14 protein-coding genes are annotated in these 16,321 nt (G+C 57.4%); 9 read left to right on the top strand and 5 right to left on the bottom strand.

Annotation, left to right across the window (positions count from 1 at the left end):
• Positions 1-47 precede the first annotated feature (47 nt).
• The 5 genes from menD to menE are packed head-to-tail and all read left to right on the top strand — an operon-like array spanning position 48 to position 5,728.
• Complete coding sequence (gene menD, locus HC231_RS17055) at positions 48-1,730, top strand: 2-succinyl-5-enolpyruvyl-6-hydroxy-3-cyclohexene-1-carboxylic-acid synthase (RefSeq protein ID WP_208227926.1); 1,683 nt, start codon at positions 48-50, stop codon at positions 1,728-1,730.
• On the top strand, positions 1,718-2,512 hold the full coding sequence (gene menH / locus HC231_RS17050) for a 2-succinyl-6-hydroxy-2,4-cyclohexadiene-1-carboxylate synthase (protein WP_246494553.1): 795 nt from the start codon (positions 1,718-1,720) through the stop codon (positions 2,510-2,512). Before menD ends, menH begins: the two co-directional genes overlap by 13 nt.
• Positions 2,513-2,517: 5 nt before the next feature.
• Positions 2,518-3,375 carry a 1,4-dihydroxy-2-naphthoyl-CoA synthase gene (menB, locus tag HC231_RS17045; RefSeq protein ID WP_208227925.1) on the top strand — a complete coding sequence of 286 codons (858 nt, stop codon included), beginning with the start codon at positions 2,518-2,520 and terminating at the stop codon, positions 3,373-3,375.
• Entirely contained in the window at positions 3,375-4,349 is a 975-nt protein-coding gene (gene menC, locus HC231_RS17040) for an o-succinylbenzoate synthase (protein ID WP_208227924.1), read from the top strand. The genes menB and menC overlap by 1 nt, the downstream gene beginning before the upstream one ends.
• The gene (gene menE / locus HC231_RS17035) at positions 4,337-5,728 is read left to right on the top strand and encodes an o-succinylbenzoate--CoA ligase (RefSeq protein ID WP_208227923.1); all 1,392 of its coding nucleotides are present in this window, start codon (positions 4,337-4,339) and stop codon (positions 5,726-5,728) included. The genes menC and menE overlap by 13 nt, the downstream gene beginning before the upstream one ends.
• Positions 5,729-5,880: 152 nt before the next feature.
• Here the strand turns inward: menE and katA are convergent, their stop codons facing one another.
• Positions 5,881-7,323, bottom strand: a complete 1,443-nt coding sequence (gene katA, locus HC231_RS17030) for a catalase (RefSeq protein ID WP_208231385.1) — start codon at positions 7,321-7,323, stop codon at positions 5,881-5,883.
• A gap of 246 nt (positions 7,324-7,569) precedes the next feature.
• On the opposite strand from katA, the gene HC231_RS17025 reads away from it, so the two are divergent.
• Positions 7,570-8,112, top strand: a complete 543-nt coding sequence (locus HC231_RS17025; protein WP_208227922.1) for a YfaZ family outer membrane protein — start codon at positions 7,570-7,572, stop codon at positions 8,110-8,112.
• Positions 8,113-8,297: 185 nt separating this feature from the next.
• On the top strand, positions 8,298-9,494 hold the full coding sequence (locus tag HC231_RS17020; RefSeq protein WP_208227921.1) for a nicotinamide mononucleotide deamidase-related protein YfaY: 1,197 nt from the start codon (positions 8,298-8,300) through the stop codon (positions 9,492-9,494).
• Between the two features lie 150 nt (positions 9,495-9,644).
• On the opposite strand, the gene HC231_RS17015 is transcribed toward HC231_RS17020, so the two are convergent.
• From HC231_RS17015 to tesA, 3 genes are all read right to left on the bottom strand, one after another.
• Positions 9,645-10,505, bottom strand: a complete 861-nt coding sequence (locus HC231_RS17015; protein WP_208227920.1) for a co-chaperone YbbN — start codon at positions 10,503-10,505, stop codon at positions 9,645-9,647.
• Positions 10,506-10,568: 63 nt separating this feature from the next.
• The gene (locus HC231_RS17010) at positions 10,569-11,345 is read right to left on the bottom strand and encodes an SDR family oxidoreductase (RefSeq protein WP_208227919.1); all 777 of its coding nucleotides are present in this window, start codon (positions 11,343-11,345) and stop codon (positions 10,569-10,571) included.
• A gap of 28 nt (positions 11,346-11,373) precedes the next feature.
• The gene (gene tesA, locus HC231_RS17005; protein ID WP_208231384.1) at positions 11,374-12,054 is read right to left on the bottom strand and encodes a multifunctional acyl-CoA thioesterase I/protease I/lysophospholipase L1; all 681 of its coding nucleotides are present in this window, start codon (positions 12,052-12,054) and stop codon (positions 11,374-11,376) included.
• Between tesA and ybbA the strand changes: the two genes are divergently transcribed.
• Together ybbA and ybbP are read left to right on the top strand one after the other, a co-directional pair.
• On the top strand, positions 11,980-12,711 hold the full coding sequence (gene ybbA / locus HC231_RS17000) for a putative ABC transporter ATP-binding protein YbbA (RefSeq protein ID WP_208227918.1): 732 nt from the start codon (positions 11,980-11,982) through the stop codon (positions 12,709-12,711). The genes tesA and ybbA overlap by 75 nt on opposite strands.
• Positions 12,708-15,137: a putative ABC transporter permease subunit YbbP gene (gene ybbP / locus HC231_RS16995; RefSeq protein WP_208227917.1), complete on the top strand. Its 2,430-nt coding sequence runs from the start codon at positions 12,708-12,710 to the stop codon at positions 15,135-15,137. The genes ybbA and ybbP overlap by 4 nt, the downstream gene beginning before the upstream one ends.
• A gap of 125 nt (positions 15,138-15,262) precedes the next feature.
• Here ybbP and speG read toward each other — a convergent pair whose 3' ends face one another.
• Positions 15,263-15,838 carry a spermidine N1-acetyltransferase gene (gene speG / locus HC231_RS16990; RefSeq protein WP_208227916.1) on the bottom strand — a complete coding sequence of 192 codons (576 nt, stop codon included), beginning with the start codon at positions 15,836-15,838 and terminating at the stop codon, positions 15,263-15,265.
• Positions 15,839-16,321 lie beyond the last annotated feature (483 nt).

The following is a 16,321-nucleotide window of genomic DNA, read 5'->3' as shown; positions in this document are numbered from 1 at the left end:
CAGTGAAAAATATCATCATTACTATCACCTGGGCCGTTGAGTGAATAATGTCAACAAGTGTATTTAATCGTCGCTGGGCCGCGTTGCTGCTTGAGGCGCTGACCCGTCATGGCGTCCGCCATATCTGCATTGCTCCCGGCTCCCGTTCCACTCCGCTGACGCTGTCCGCGGCCGAACATGGCGCGCTGATTTGCCACACCCATTTTGACGAGCGGGGATTGGGGCATTTGGCTCTGGGGTTGGCGAAAACCAGCCGCGAACCCGTTGCGGTGGTGGTGACATCGGGTACGGCGGCGGCGAATCTTTATCCGGCGATTGTTGAAGCGGGATTGACCGGCGAGCGTTTAATCGTACTGACCGCCGATCGCCCTCCTGAATTGATTGACTGCGGCGCTAATCAGGCCATCCGCCAGCATGGATTATATGCTTCCCACCCGGCGCAGGCGCTGAACCTGCCGCGACCTACGCCGGACATTCCCGCCAGTTGGCTGGTATCCACGCTGGATAGCGCCATGGCCCGCCTTACCCACGGCGTATTACATATCAATTGCCCGTTTGCGGAGCCGTTATATGGCGCTGATGATGAAAACGCTTATCGTGACTGGCTGATGCCGCTGGGCGACTGGCGGCAAAGTCGGGAACCCTGGCTGCGCGAGGCGCGACAGTCCGCGTTAATGGTGCAGCCAGACTGGGCGGCGTGGCGGCAAAAGCGCGGCGTGGCGATTGTCGGCAAGGTCGGCGCGCGGCAGGGCGCGCAGATAGCGCAGTGGGCAAGTACGCTCGGCTGGCCGCTGATTGGCGATGTGCTGTCGCAAAGCGGCCAGCCGTTGCCCTGCGCCGATATCTGGCTGGCTACGCCTTTGGCGGCCGAACGGCTGCGGCAGGCCGACATCGTCGTGCAATTCGGCGGCAATCTGACCGGGAAACGGCTGTTGCAATGGCAGGAACAGTGCCGGCCGCAAGAGTTTTGGCTGGTTGATGAGCTGCCCGGTCGTCTGGATCCGGCTCACCATCGGGGCCGCCGCCTGGTCGCCGATATTGGCGACTGGCTCACCGCCCATCCTCCTCTGGCGCAGGCTCCGTGGGCCGGCGATCTGACTACGCTGGCGCATCAGGCCCAACAACAGGTCATAACCTATCTGGCGTCGCGCTTTGGCGAAGCGCAGCTGGCGCAGCGCATTCCCGAACTTCTGCCGCCGGGAGGACAACTTTTTGTCGGCAATAGCCTGGCGATCCGCCTTGTCGATGCGCTGGCGCAGCTGCCGGCGGAGTATCCGGTGTACGGCAATCGCGGGGCCAGCGGCATTGATGGCCTGATCTCGACGCTGGCGGGGGTTCAGCGGGGCAACGGCAAAGCTACGTTGGGGATCGTGGGCGATCTTTCCGCGCTGTACGATCTGAATGCGCTGGCTTTGCTGCGTCAGGCGCCGGCTCCGCTGGTGCTGATCGTGATTAACAACAATGGCGGCCAGATCTTTTCGCTGCTGCCGACGCCGCCGGAACAGCGGGATGCGTTTTACTGCATGCCGCAAAATGTGGAGTTCGGCCATGCGGCGGCGATGTTCGGTCTTGACTATATCCGCGCCGACAACTGGGAAGCGATCGCCGGGTCGGTCGCCAATGCCTGGGAACAGGGGGGCGTGACGCTGTTGGAAGTGGTTGTACCGCCGCAGGACGGCGCGCAGACGTTGAACGCATTAGTTTCGCAGGCGGCGACGTGGCAACGCTGAACTGCCGGAAAATCCTCCCTGCGGGCGTCTCTCCCTCTCGTCCGTGGCTGGTGTGCCTGCACGGTCTGTTAGGCAGCGGCGAAGATTGGCGATCGATAACGCCGTTTTTCCATGACCGGCCTTTGCTGCTGGCGGATTTGCCGGGACATGGCGGCTCGCAAGACCTGACGCTCGACGCCGGCGACGGTTTTGCCCAGGTCAGCCGGCTGTTGACCGCTACGCTGCGGCGGCAGGGCATTGATGCGTATTGGCTGCTGGGGTATTCGCTGGGCGGGCGTATTGCCATGTATCATGCCTGCTGCGGCCGGCATGACGGCATGCAAGGCCTGCTGGTCGAAGGGGGAAATCCCGGTTTGACGCAGCCGCTACAGCGTGAGGAGCGCCTGTTGCATGATGCCCGCTGGGCGCGGCGTTTTCGCCATGAGCCAATCGACATGGTATTGAACGATTGGTATCGGCAGGCGGTATTCGCTGATTTAAACGCGGCTCAGCGCGCCGATCTGGCGGCCCGGCGGCGACGCAATCAGGGCGCGGCGGTGGCGAATATGCTGGAGGCGACCTCGCTCGGGCGTCAGCCCTGGCTGGGGGAACGGCTCCGGCAATTGGCTTTTCCCTTTGCCTATCTGTGCGGCGATCGCGACGCTAAATTTCAGATGCTGGCAAAACAGTATAATCTGCCGTTACTGAGTGTGGCGCAAGCCGGGCATAATGCTCATTTAGCCAATCCGGCGGAGTATGCCGCGCGGATACTTTCTTTCATTTCGCATCCCGTTAAGGATTAATTACTATGCTTTATCCCAGTGAAGAACTGCTTTACGCACCGGTGGAATGGCACGATTGCAGCGGCGATTTCGTCGATATTCTCTATCACAAATCCACTGACGGCATCGCCAAAATCACTATTAATCGTCCTCAGGTGCGGAATGCTTTTCGCCCGCAGACGGTGAAAGAGATGATCCACGCATTGGAAAATGCCCGCTATGACGACGGCGTCGGCGTCATTATTCTGACCGGCGCCGGGGAAAAGGCCTTTTGTTCCGGCGGCGATCAGAAAGTGCGCGGCGATTACGGCGGTTATAAAGATGACAGCGGCGTGCATCACCTGAACGTGCTGGATTTCCAGCGTCAAATCCGCACCTGTCCGAAACCGGTGGTGGCGATGGTCGCCGGCTACTCCATCGGCGGCGGCCATGTGCTGCATATGATGTGCGATCTGACTATCGCGGCGGAAAACGCCATCTTTGGTCAGACCGGGCCGCGCGTCGGATCGTTCGACGGCGGTTGGGGCGCTTCTTATATGGCGCGCATCGTCGGACAGAAAAAAGCCCGCGAAATCTGGTTCCTGTGCCGCCAGTATGATGCCGCGCAGGCGCTGGATATGGGGCTGGTTAATACCGTGGTGCCGTTGGCCGAGCTTGAAAAAGAAACGGTTCGCTGGTGCCGTGAAATGTTGCAGAACAGCCCGATGGCGCTGCGTTGCCTGAAGGCGGCATTGAACGCCGACTGCGACGGCCAGGCCGGGTTGCAGGAGCTGGCCGGCAACGCCACCATGCTGTTCTACATGACGGATGAAGGACAGGAGGGGCGTAACGCCTTTAATGAAAAACGTCAGCCCGATTTCAGTAAATTCAAACGGAATCCGTAATGCGTCAGGTTAAGGTTTATCGCTACAGCGTACCGATGGAGGCCGGCGTGGTGCTGCGCAACCAGCGCCTGAAAAGCCGCGACGGGCTAATTATTCTCCTGCGGCAGGATGGCGAACAAGGCTGGGGCGAGATTGCGCCGCTGCCTGAGTTCAGCAAGGAAACGCTGGCGGAAGCGGAGTCGGCAACGCTGGCGCAGCTGCGGCGCTGGGTTGCCGGCGATGCGCTGGCCGAGGAGGCGCTGCCTCCATCCGTCGCTTTTGGCCTGAGCTGCGCCCTGGCTGAGCTGGAACATCGCTTGCCGGAAGCGGCTGACTATCGTAAAGCGCCGCTGTGCACCGGCGATCCTGACGAACTGTTCGCGATGCTTCAGGGGTTGCCGGGCGAAAAGGTCGCCAAGGTTAAGGTCGGGCTGTATGAAGCCGTGCGCGACGGCATGATCGTAAATGTATTGCTGGAAGCCCTGCCGGAGCTGAAACTGCGCTTGGACGCCAATCGCAGTTGGACGCGCGCCAAAGCGGACGGCTTTGCCCGCTATGTGGCGCCGGCGTTGCGTTCGCGCATCGCTTTTCTGGAAGAACCCTGCAAGACCCGTCAGGAATCCCGCGAGTTTGCGCTGGAAACCGGTATCAACATCGCCTGGGATGAAAGCGTGCGTGAAGCCGATTTCCGGGTCGAAGCGGAACCGGGCGTCAGCGCCATCGTGATAAAACCGACGCTGGTCGGTAGTCTGGCGCGCTGTCGGCAACTGGTTCAGGAAGCGCATCAGGCGGGGTTAGCCGCCGTTATCAGCTCCAGCATCGAATCCAGCCTGGGATTGACCCAGTTGGCGCGGCTGGCGCACTGGCTGACGCCGGATACCGTTCCCGGTCTGGACACGCTGGATTTGATGCAGACGCAGGTGATCAAACGCTGGCCGGAAAGCGCGCTGCCGCTGTTGACGGCCGATCAACTGGAACTGGTATGGCAATGTTGAACGACTGGCCCTGGCGTTACTGGGCCAGAGAGACGCCGCAAGGCGTCGCGCTGATTGAAGAGAATACCCGCTGGAGCTGGCCGCAGGCGGCGGAGCGGATTAATCAACTTGCGGCCGGTTTTGAGCAACAAGGGGTGAAACCCGGCTGCGGCGTGGCGCTGCGCGGCAAGAACAGCGGGACGATGCTGTTCTGTTATCTGGCGCTGCTGCAATGCGGCGCCCGTTTGCTGCCGCTTAATCCGCAACTGCCCGAATCGTTGACCCTTCCTTTGTTGCGTTCTCTCGACGTTACCTATGGATTGTGCCTGAGCGGGCAGCCGTGGCCGTCCGGCATCGCCGCCTTGCGGCATGAAACCGCAGAGCCGCTCTCTTGCCGCCCTGTACAACCCTGGCGGCCGGAACGATTGGCGACGCTGACGTTAACCTCCGGCTCCAGCGGCGCGCCGAAAGCGGCGGCGCATACCTTTGCCGCTCATCTGGCCAGCGCGGAAGGCGTTTTGGATATGATGCCGTTCACGGCCGGCGATAGCTGGCTGTTGTCGTTGCCGCTGTTTCATGTGTCGGGACAGGGGATTGTATGGCGTTGGCTGGCCTCCGGCGCGACGCTGGCGGTGCGTGTCCGGCAGCCTTTGGAATTCGCGCTACAGGGCTGTACTCACGCATCGTTGGTGCCGACCCAGCTATGGCGGCTGTTATCGAAGAATAGCGTGCCGGTCGCGCTGAAAGCGGTATTGCTGGGCGGCGCGATGATCCCGCAGGAGTTAGTGCGGCAGGCCGAAGCCTGCGGCGTGAGCTGTTGGTGCGGATACGGTTTAACCGAACTGGCTTCGACGGTGTGCGCCAAACGCGCCGATGGCCGGGCCGGTGTCGGTGTGCCGCTGCGCGGACGGGAAATCCGGCTGGCGGGCGAGGAAGTGCTGCTGCGCGGCAGTACGCTGGCGTCGGGCTACTGGCGGGATGGGCGGCTTTTTCCGCTAGTTGATGATGAGGGATGGTTCCATACTCGCGATCGCGGATGTTTCGTTGATGGCGAATGGCGGATTCTGGGGCGTCTGGATAACCAGTTTTTCAGCGGCGGCGAAGGCATTCAGCCGGAAAATATTGAATCGCTGCTGCTCACACACCCGGATGTTCAGCAGGCCTGCGTGGTGCCGGTTGATGACGCGGAGTTCGGTCAGCGTCCGGCGGCGGTGGTTGAAATCACCGGGGCGGCGACGCTGGACGATCTTCGCAATTGGCTGTCGCCCCAGTTAGCGGGATTTCAGCGTCCGGTGGCCTATTATCATCTAGCGGCGGAACTGAAAAACAACGGAATTAAAATCTCTCGCCGCCAGGTGCAGGCGTGGGTTGATAGTAAAAGCAATCAGCAGAAAGGCTGAGGCGTGTATTCCCGTTGGTTTGATGAGCGGCTTTGTGGTTCCGATTCTGCTCCATCCCCCTTTGCAGGGAAGGGCGCGTAGTTGCTCCTCCCCTGCAAAGGGGAGGTAGTTAAGGGCAACGCGAGTTTTGAAACGCGCTCTCACCTATTTGGTTATTTCCCAACGGCTTCCAGCGCTTTCTTAACCCCGGCGCCATAGGCGGGATCGACCTTGTTGAACAGCGCGATCTGGCGTTCCTGGATAAACTCCGGCACCTGCGACAGTTCACCGGCGATACGCTGGAACATACGCTGGTGCTCTTCTTCACTCAGCAGATTAAACAGCGCGCGAGGCTGGCTGTAGTAGTCATCGTCTGCACGGTGATTCCAGTGATCGGCCGCGCCTTCCAGCGTTAACGGCGGCTCGCTGAAATTCGGCTGTTCCTGAAATACGCCAAAGCTGTTCGGCTCATAGGTCGCGCCGTTGCCGCTGTTGCCGTCGATACGCATGGCGCCGTCGCGGTGATAGTTATGGAACGGACATTTGGGCGCATTCACCGGGATCTGGTGATGGTTCACGCCCAGACGGTAGCGTTCCGCATCGCCATAGGAGAACAGGCGGCCCTGCAACATTTTATCCGGCGAGAAGCTGATGCCCGGTACGGTGTGCGCCGGGTTAAACGCGGCCTGCTCTACGTCGGAAAAGTAGTTGCCCGGATTACGGTTCAGTTCGAAAAAACCGACATCAATCAGCGGGTAATCGCCGTGCGGCCAAACCTTGGTCAGATCGAACGGATTATAGGGAACCTGAGCGGCTTCGGCTTCCGGCATAATCTGTATCTGCAGATTCCAGCGCGGGAAATCGCCGTTTTCAATCGCGTTGAACAGATCGCGCTGTGAACTTTCACGATCTTTGCCAATCAGCGCTTCCGCTTCGTCGTCCATCAGATTTTCGATGCCCTGCTGGCAGCGGAAATGGAATTTCACCCAGAAACGTTCGTTGGCGTCATTGATAAAGCTGTAAGTGTGACTGCCAAAGCCATGAATGTGGCGGTAGGATTTGGGTAAGCCCCGATCGCTGAAATCGATCGTCAACTGGTGCAGGGCTTCCGGCAGCTGTGAGAAGAAGTCCCATTTATAAACCGGATTGCGCAGGTTGGTGCGCGGATCGCGTTTGACCACATGGTTGAGATCGGGAAATTTCAGCGGATCGCGTAAATAGAATACCGGCGTGTTGTTACCGACCAGATCCCAGTTGCCCTCTTCGGTATAGAATTTCATGGCGAAACCGCGGATATCGCGCTCAGCATCGGCGCCGCCGCGTTCGCCGGCCACCGTGGAGAAACGTACGAACATGTCGGTTTTTTTGCCTACTTCGGAGAAAATTTTAGCTCGGGTGTAACGGGTGATATCGTGGGTTACGGTGAAGGTGCCGTAAGCGCCGGAGCCTTTGGCATGCATCCGTCGTTCCGGAATCACCTCACGATCGAAATGCGCCAGTTTTTCCAAAAACCATACATCTTGCAATAACATAGGACCACGCGGACCGGCGGTGACTACATTGTTATTATCAACCACGGGCGAACCGGCAACGGTCGTCAGCTTTTTTTTGCTCATCATCTTTTCCTTATATTATCGCTATGAGTATTTGAGTTGCCCCTAATACTATTAGTCATTATGTGGTTTTTAGGCAAATGATGGCGCTTATCTTTTTACCCTGGCTATTTGCGGCGCTTCCGAAGGGAAAAATGACACTTTAGGACAACGTTACGCTGGAGTACCTGTGCGATTCGCGTAGAATCGGCGACGATATCAACTTGTTTTTGCACGCGCGTTTAATAACTGCTTTGAAGGATATTAAAAATGAAAAAGTTTGTGATTGCTTGTGCAGGAAGTTTGCTGTTCGCGGCATCCTCTGTGTACGCCATCGGCATCTCCGGGGAAGCTGGGCGTGATTATGCGGGGGCGAATGTCGGTTTTGGCCTGCTGGTTCCTGGATTGTCGGGTAATGTGAGCTACGCTCACGGCGACAGCAATAACGATGTTTACGGTTTTGGTCTGGGCTACACGATCCCTGCCGGCCCGTTGAAAGTGACGCTCGGCGGTAAGGCGCTGTATTTGAACCAGGATCACGGTTCAGACGGCCATGCGCTGGCGCTGGGCGGCGGCGTGCAGTGGCCGATCAACCGTTATTTCTCGCTATACGGCGAAGGTTATTACTCTCCTGACGCCTTCTCCAGCCACGTAGATCACTACGTCGAAGGCAAGGCCGGCGTCCGCTGGCAGGTTGTTGGCCCGCTGAATGTGGATGTGGGCTATCGTTATATCAATCTGGCGGGCGAGAGCGGTCGTTCAGACAACAAATTGGCCGATTCCGCCTATATCGGCGTAGGTTTGAATTTCTAATTACTGCGCGGTCGCGGTGACGTCAAAAACGGGCGCGATAATTCGCGCCCGTTTTGCATCTCTTATATTTTTACAAATGTTGGATCCATTATCCGCCGTCGAGTCGTATTGTAATAGGAACAAGAAAAAATCATTGTTTATCAGCTGGATTTCCCGCGGCTGTAGAACAACATTAGGAGTGAAAAATGCTTAGGGTCGAGATGTTATGTACCGGTGATGAAGTTCTGCATGGTCAGATTATTGATACCAATGCGGCCTGGCTGGCGGATTACCTGTTCCATCAGGGATTGCCGATGGCAAGCCGCATGACGGTGGGAGACGATCTCGATGCTTTGGTATCGGCGCTGAACCAGCGCAGCCAGGTCGCGGATATTCTGATTGTTAACGGCGGATTGGGGCCGACCAGCGACGACCTCAGCTCGTTGGCCGCCGCGACCGCGGCGGGGGAAGCGCTGGTGGAACATACGGAATGGCTTGAACGCATGGAGGCTTTCTTCGCAGAGCGCGGCCGCGTTATGTCGCCGAACAACCGTAAGCAGGCGCTGCTCCCCGCCAGCGCGGAATTGGTTGATAACCCGGTGGGCACCGCCTGCGGTTTTGCACTGCAATTAAACAAATGCCTGATGTTTTTTACTCCGGGCGTGCCTTCCGAATTCAAAGTCATGGTGGATCAGCAAATCATGCCGCGCTTGCGCGATCGCTTTACTATCGATGAACCGCCGCTATGCTTGCGTTTAACCACCTTTGGCCGTTCCGAAAGCGATCTCGCCAGCCATCTGGATGGCGTCGCGCTTCCTCCCGGCGTGGTGTTGGGGTATCGCTCGTCCGTTCCGGTGATTGAGCTGAAGTTGACCGGACCGGCCTCGCAGCAGGCCGCAATGGAACAACTTTGGGAGCAGGTGCGCACCGTCGCGGGAGAAAATACCGTATTTGAAGGCACGGAAGGGCTGCCCGCCCAGTTGGCCCGCCGGCTGGCGGAACGCGAACTTCAACTGGCGGTGAGCGAAGACTTTACCGCCGGTCTGCTGAACTGGCAGTTGCAGTCGGCCGGCGTGCCGCTGGCCGGCGGCGAGCTACTGGTAAATACGGATTCGCAGGACTTGCAACGACTGGCTGATGCCGCCCGGCAAACGGCGGAAAGCCGTCAGGCCGCGCTGGGATTGACGATAAGCGCCAGAGTGGGCGATCGGCTGGCGATAGCGCTGCATACGCCGCAGGGCGCTTTTGCGCTGGCGATACAGTTTAACGTGTCGCGTTACAGTCTGCAGACGCATCAGGAAGTGGTGGCGATGCTGGCGATGAACATGCTACGCCGCTGGCTGAACGGCTGGCCGGTATGCAGCGGTCACGGCTGGATAAATGTGTTGGAGACGCTGGACTGATTATGTCGCCATCCCCGGCGGCGCTTGTGCGCTCTGCGCCGGGGCGGGCCGCAAGGCCGCATAAAAATGGCGGCGTTGCGGCGCACGATCCTGCCTGCTTGTCCGCATATAAATGGGGCTAAAGACAGACTCGTGCGGAGATAGCCGGCATTAATATAGCAGCGAGTAGAGCTGGCGGCGGTAGCGGGCGGCGAGGGCATCGCCGGTGCCGAGCGCGGACATGATATCCATCAGCGTTTTACGCGCGTTGCCTCCCGCCGCGCCCAGATCTTTCTGCAGAAAACCCATCAGCAGTTCGAGCGCTTCTTCATTACGGCCGACCTGATGCATCTGCAGCGCCAGTTGCACGGCCAGTTCGGCATTCTGCGGATCGGCTTCCAACTGTTGTTGCAATAGCTGAATCTCCGGGGTATCCGCGGCCTGCTTCAGCAGTTCGATCTGCGCTACCAGGCTGTGATAGCGGGTATCCTGATCCTGTAGCGGAATGGTCGCCAGTACGGCTTCGGCGTCTTCGCTGCGGTTTAGCTGAATCTGGATTTCCGCCAGCATCAGGCCGATATCGCTACGCTGTTGGCTGAGCTGCCAGGCTTCTTTCAGCAATACCATCGCTTCCGGCAGTTTGCCCTCCTGAATCAACTGCTGGGCCTCGGCGACCTTCAATTCCTCTTCTTTCGGTAATGCGCGCTGGAGCAGTTCACGAATGGCTTCTTCCGGCTGCGGCCCCTGGAAGCCATCCAGCGGCTGGCCGTCTTTGAACAGATAGACCGTCGGGATGGCGCGCAGACCGAATTGCGCGGCGACGCGCTGCTCGGCATCACAATCCACCCGGGCAAGAATAAATTGGCCGGCATACTCCTGAGCCAGTTTGTTCAGCACGGGTTCCAACTGTTGGCAGTGCTGGCTACGCGCCGACCAAAAGTAAAACAACACGGGAAGCGTTGTGGAATGTTCCAAAACCTGATGAAGGTTGGACTCGTTAACATCAATAATATCGGCTTGTTGTTCTAGCATGGGGTTCTCTCTTATCCGTTTTGGCTATATGTGGGGGCTAAAATCGGCCGCTTCAAGCCAATATCAGGAACGGGTTCGTAATAGATTATCCAGATAGCGTCCGGGCAGCAGACGACGTAACCACGATAAACCGTGCGCAACCAGCGTCACCGGGTAACGAAGCCTGGGGCGCGGGCTTTCCAGCGCATGATGAAGTTTGGGCAATACGGCTTCCGGCGGCAGCGTAAAACGTTTGGCAATGCCGGGATTGGTTACCGGTTTATCGGTTCGGGTCTGATCGACATTCTCGGTGAATCGGGTCGCCAGCGGGCCGGGTTCGATCAGGCTGACATGCAGGCCGCTGCCGTGTAGCTCCATGCGCAACGTATCCGACCAGGCTTCAAGGGCGAATTTGCTGGCGGCGTAAGCACCCCGTCCGGGCGTGGACACCAGCCCCATCACCGAACTGGTTTGAATAATTCGCCCTTCGCCGTGCGGCAGCATAGCGGGCAGCAACAGTTGGGTTAGCTGATGCGTGCCAAACAGGTTGCTGGAAAACTGATGCTCAAGCTGCCGGCGCGAAATGCCGCTTAATGGCCCATATAATCCGAATCCGGCGTTGTTGAACAGCCCGTACAGACGGTTCCCGGTCAATGCAATGACCTGGGCGGCGGCGTTTTCAACGCTGGCGGCGTCATCCAGATCAAGCTCAATAGCTTCCAAGCCCAACGACGCCATGCGACTGACATCGTCGGGACGGCGACAGGCCGCCAGTACGCGATAGCCGCGCTTGTGCAGATCCTGCGCGGCTATCAGACCAATCCCGCTGGAACAACCGGTAATAAGCACCGTTTTTTGCATAACTTTACCTAATTCAAAAGCCTATTTGTCAAGACTCATGCTTAACTAAGGGTTCCAGATGTTCAGCCATCCAGTCGGCGATAAAGGGTTGGGCGTCACGGGTGGGGTGAATGCCGTCCTCCAGTATCCACTCAGGCTTAAGATACACCTGCTCCATAAAGAAGGGCACCAAAGGAATGGCAAACTGCTGCGCCAGCCGTGGATAGATGTTGCTGAATAACTCGGTGTAGCGGCGGCCATAATTGGTCGGCAAACGAATTTGCATCAGCAGCGGTTGCGCTTCGGCCTGTTTAACTTGCGTAATGATTTGGGTCAGATCCTGTTCGATGTTTTGCGGCGGAAAGCCGCGTAACCCATCATTGCCGCCGAGTTCGATCAATACCCAGCGCGGCTGATGCTGCTTCAGTAACGCCGGAAGACGCGCCAGTCCTTGGGCGGCGGTATCGCCGCTGATGCTGGCGTTAACGACGTTTATGTTTGTCGGCTGCGCCTGCCATTTCTGATTCAGCAAGGCGGGCCAGGCGTTGGCCGCCGGCATCCGATAGCCCGCGCTGAGGCTATCGCCCAGTATCAGTAAAGTGTCCGCCGCAAAAGCGCGTACACTGAATAATCCCAGAAGTAAAAGGATGAAAATATGTTTGCAAAGACCAGTCCAGCGAGTGTTATGCCAGCCGAAGCCGGGCCTGCGGAAAACGTTCTTGAAGTTCATCATCTTAGTAAGCACGTTGGTCAAGGGGAACATCGGCTTTCCATCCTTACCGGAGTTGAGCTGATTGTCAAACCCGCGCAGACAATTGCGCTTATTGGCGAGTCCGGTTCCGGCAAGTCAACGCTGCTGGGTATTCTCGCCGGTCTGGATGACGGCAGCGAGGGCGACGTCAGTCTGATGGGGGAATCGTTAAACAGATTGGATGAAGAAGGCAGGGCCGCGCTGCGGGCCAGAGACGTGGGCTTCGTGTTTCAGGCGTTTATGCTGGTGCCGACTCTGAATGCGCTGGAGAACGTCCAACTGCCGGCGCTGCTGCGGGGCGAAAGCGACGGCCACAGCCGTAAGCAGGCGGAGCAGCTGTTGCGGCAGCTTGGGCTGGGCGAGCGTTTACATCATCTTCCCGCCCAACTTTCCGGCGGCGAGCAGCAGCGGGTGGCGTTGGCGCGCGCTTTCAGCGGGCGTCCCAAAGTGCTGTTCGCCGATGAGCCGACCGGCAATCTGGATCGTAAAACCGGTGAACGCATTGTGGATCTGCTGTTTTCCCTTAACCGTGATTACGCCACGACGCTGATTCTGGTTACGCACGATGAACAACTGGCGGCGCGCTGCGCGCGGCGTCTGCGTCTGGTGGACGGCAAGTTGAGGGAAGAAGCATGATTTGGCGGTGGTTCTGGCGCGAATGGCGTTCTCCCTCATTATTGATTGTCTGGTTGGCATTAACGCTGGCCGTGGCCTGTGTGCTGGCGTTGGGAAATATCAGCGACCGGATGGAAAAAGGACTGAGTCAGCAAAGCCGCGATTTTCTGGCGGGCGATCGGGTGTTGCGCGCCTCGCGCCCGGTGGATGAGTCCTGGCTGCAAACCGCGCAACAGCAAGGATTGACGCTTAGCCGGCAGATTTCATTCATGACAATGACCTTCGCCGGCGACACGCCGCAGCTGGCGAGGGTAAAAGCGACCGACCAACGCTATCCGCTGTATGGCGAGCTACAGACCAACCCGGCCGGGCTGCGGGCCGAGGAGGGCAGAGTGCTGGTCGCCCCGCGTCTGCTGGCGCTGCTGGGACTGAAGGTCGGCGATATGCTGGATGTCGGCGATACTTCTCTGCGTATTAGCGGCGAACTGATTCAAGAGCCGGACTCCGGCTTTAACCCGTTTGATACCGCGCCGCGTATTTTGATGAATCTGGCGGATGTGGAAAAAACCGGCGCGATACAGCCCGGCGGACGCATTACCTGGCGCTATATGTTCGCCGGCAATGAGCAACAAATCAGCCAGTTCAGCGATTTTATCAAGTCGAGACTGAAACCCGATCAGCGCTGGTATGGCATGGAAGATTCAGAAGGCGCGCTGAGCCAATCATTGAAGCGCTCGCAGCAGTTTCTGCTGCTGTCGGCGTTGCTGACGCTGTTGTTATCCATTGCCGCGGTCGCCGTTTCCATGGGGCACTATTGCCGCAGCCGCTATGATTTGGTCGCGGTATTGAAAACGCTGGGAGCCGGGCGTCGGGCCTTGCAACGGCTGATTGTCGGCCAATGGCTGTCGGTGCTGGCGCTGGCCGCCCTGTGCGGCGGGCTTGTCGGGCTGGGCTTTGAAGCGATACTGATGAAAATGCTGGCCCCGGTTTTACCCTCAACGCTGCCGGCCCCGGGGTTATGGCCGTGGGTATGGGCGTTGGGGTCGTTAGTGCTGATTTCGTTGCTGGTCGGGCTGCGTCCTTATCGCCTGTTGCTGGCGACGCAGCCGCTGCGCGTATTGCGGCAGGATGTGGTGGCGAATGTCTGGCCGCTGCGTTATTACCTGCCAGTAGTGCTGGCGATCGTGGTGGGGCTGCTTGCGGTATTATCCGGCGGCAGTTCTCTGCTGTGGTCGTTGCTGGGCGGCATGGCGGTATTGTCATTATTATTGGGCGTTATCGGTTGGGGCGGTCTGTTACTGCTGCGCCGTTTGACGGTTAAACAACTGGCCCTGCGTTTGGCTATCAACCGCCTGCTGCGTCAGCCGTGGTCGACTATCAGTCAACTGGCGGCGTTTTCGCTGTCGTTTATGCTGTTGGCGCTGTTGCTGGTGATGCGCGGCGATTTGCTGGATCGCTGGCAGCAGCAGCTACCGCCGGAAAGTCCGAACTACTTTCTGTTGAACATGACGGCGGATCAGGTTCCGCAGGTGGAAACGTTTCTTGAGCAGCATCAGATTAAGCCGGAACAATTTTATCCCATCGTTCGGGCGCGTCTGACGGAAATTAATCAGCAGACGGCGACGGAAGTCATTCACGAGGACGATCCCGGAGGGAACACGGTAAACCGCGAACTGAATCTGACCTGGATGGACGGCATCCCCGATCATAATGTACTGGTTGAGGGGCAGCCGCCAAAGGTGGGGGAAGTTTCGATGGAAGTGAAAGAAGCCAAAGAGATGGGCATCAAAATTGGCGATACGTTGACGTTTACCGGCGATACGCAGCCGTTCAGCGCCAAAGTAACCAGCTTCCGGCAGGTGGATTGGGAGAGTCTGCGTCCGAACTTCTTTTTTATTTTCCCCGCCGGCGCGTTGGATAACCAGCCGCAGTCCTGGCTGACCAGCTTCCGTTACCATGGGGATGAGAAGGTGATTACCCAGTTGAATCGTCAGTTCCCGACGCTGAGCCTGTTGGATGTGGGCAGTATGCTGCGCCAGATCGGACAGGTATTGCAGCAGGTGAGCCGGGCGTTGGAAATCATGGTGGTTCTGGTGTTGTTCTGCGGCGTCTTGCTGCTGCTGGCGCAAATCCAGGTCGGTATGCGCCAGCGACGGCAGGAGCTGATGGTGTACCGCACTTTAGGCGCCGGGCTGCGGCTGTTGCGCGCCACGCTGTGGTGCGAGTTTGCTGTGCTGGGGCTGGTGGCGGGGATTGCCGCCGCGATCGGGGCTGAAGCCGCATTGTGGATGCTGCAGAGTCAGGTGTTTAATTTCCCATGGGAACCAAACCTGGCGATGTGGGGCGTATTACCGCTGTCCGCCGCGCTGTTGCTATCCCTGTGCGGCGGTTGGCTGGGACTCCGCCTGCTGCGCGGCAAGGCGTTGTTCCGCCAGTTCGCCGGGTAGGGGCGTCGCAGGCGGGGTTCCCGCCTGCTTACGCAGATATGTGTAGGCAATCGTAGTCAAGACGCTCGCCTTAGTCATTCCCGCTCCGGCGGGAATCTCAAACGGCATCGAAGCGCCGGAGCCGATCACAAGGTGATATCGGCGCCCGGCGCGGAGCCGCCGGTGCCGGTCACCGTTTTGTGTTTTGCCAGATATTGGTGCTGGAAAATACACATACGGATGGCATTGCAGTATTGGCCGTTGATGAAAAACTCGTGAATCAATTCGCCTTCCACTTCAAAGCCCAGCTTGGCGTAGAGATGTATCGCCTTCTTGTTTTCCTTATCCACAATCAGATACAGCTTGTACAGATTCAGCACCGAAAAGCCGTAATCCATGGCCAGCTTCGCCGCCGCGCTGGCATAGCCTTTCCCTTGATGAACGGGATCGATGATGATCTGGAACTCCGCCCGGCGGTGGATGTGGGTGATCTCCACCAGTTCGACCAGGCCGACTTTGGTGCGATCGTGTTCGATAATAAAGCGCCGTTCGCTTTGGTCGTGAATGTGTTTATCGTACAGATCGCTGAGTTCGACAAAGGCTTCGTAAGGTTCTTCAAACCAGTAGCGCATAACGCTGGCGTTATTATCCAATTGATGAACAAAGGTTAGATCGTCCCGCTCCAGCGGTCGTAGCCGAACGACGTTACTCGTATCTGGCATAAGTTAATCCTCATTTCATGCAGTTAGCTCTCATCGATTGTATGACAATACGGCGCAATGATGAGCATTTTATTTGGATTTTATTTAATCAAATAATAATCAATTAATTTGATGGCATTCAGTTGATGTTTTTTTTAAAAGTAATATTTGCGGGGTTATATGTTGTTTGCTTTTATTTTTTTACGGTTCGATAAAGGATAAAACTGAACGGTAATTTATAATTAGTCTGGTTATTATTTATTTGTACCATTTTTATTTGTGTTCGCTTTTTTATTATTTTTGTTTTTAATGGAATGTTTTTATTTTGTTTTTCTTCTTTGCAGAAATGTTTAAGTAATATTTATATTGTTGATTTTAATTAGTTTTTTTATTTTTCCTGGCGCCGTGAACGGCAGGGGGTGAATGGTTTGGCGCGTGGGGTTTTTGCGGCGGGGAAATATAAAGTGATAATGATTTTTATTTTTACCATTAGTGATTCTATTA

Source organism: Brenneria izadpanahii, from assembly GCF_017569925.1.
GTDB lineage: Bacteria > Pseudomonadota > Gammaproteobacteria > Enterobacterales > Enterobacteriaceae > Brenneria > Brenneria izadpanahii.
Note: the sequence above shows the minus strand (reverse complement) of the source record. Positions and strands in the feature narration are given on the sequence as shown.

Coding starts and splice junctions, on each gene's coding strand:
- menD (WP_208227926.1), top strand. CDS start 48: ATGTCAACAAGTGTATTTAATCGTCGCTGGGCCGCGTTGCTGCTTGAG.
- menB (WP_208227925.1), top strand. CDS start 2,518: ATGCTTTATCCCAGTGAAGAACTGCTTTACGCACCGGTGGAATGGCAC.
- menC (WP_208227924.1), top strand. CDS start 3,375: ATGCGTCAGGTTAAGGTTTATCGCTACAGCGTACCGATGGAGGCCGGC.
- menE (WP_208227923.1), top strand. CDS start 4,337: ATGGCAATGTTGAACGACTGGCCCTGGCGTTACTGGGCCAGAGAGACG.
- katA (WP_208231385.1), bottom strand. CDS start 7,323: ATGAGCAAAAAAAAGCTGACGACCGTTGCCGGTTCGCCCGTGGTTGAT.
- HC231_RS17025 (WP_208227922.1), top strand. CDS start 7,570: ATGAAAAAGTTTGTGATTGCTTGTGCAGGAAGTTTGCTGTTCGCGGCA.
- HC231_RS17020 (WP_208227921.1), top strand. CDS start 8,298: ATGCTTAGGGTCGAGATGTTATGTACCGGTGATGAAGTTCTGCATGGT.
- HC231_RS17015 (WP_208227920.1), bottom strand. CDS start 10,505: ATGCTAGAACAACAAGCCGATATTATTGATGTTAACGAGTCCAACCTT.
- HC231_RS17010 (WP_208227919.1), bottom strand. CDS start 11,345: ATGCAAAAAACGGTGCTTATTACCGGTTGTTCCAGCGGGATTGGTCTG.
- ybbA (WP_208227918.1), top strand. CDS start 11,980: ATGTTTGCAAAGACCAGTCCAGCGAGTGTTATGCCAGCCGAAGCCGGG.
- tesA (WP_208231384.1), bottom strand. CDS start 12,054: ATGAACTTCAAGAACGTTTTCCGCAGGCCCGGCTTCGGCTGGCATAAC.
- ybbP (WP_208227917.1), top strand. CDS start 12,708: ATGATTTGGCGGTGGTTCTGGCGCGAATGGCGTTCTCCCTCATTATTG.
- speG (WP_208227916.1), bottom strand. CDS start 15,838: ATGCCAGATACGAGTAACGTCGTTCGGCTACGACCGCTGGAGCGGGAC.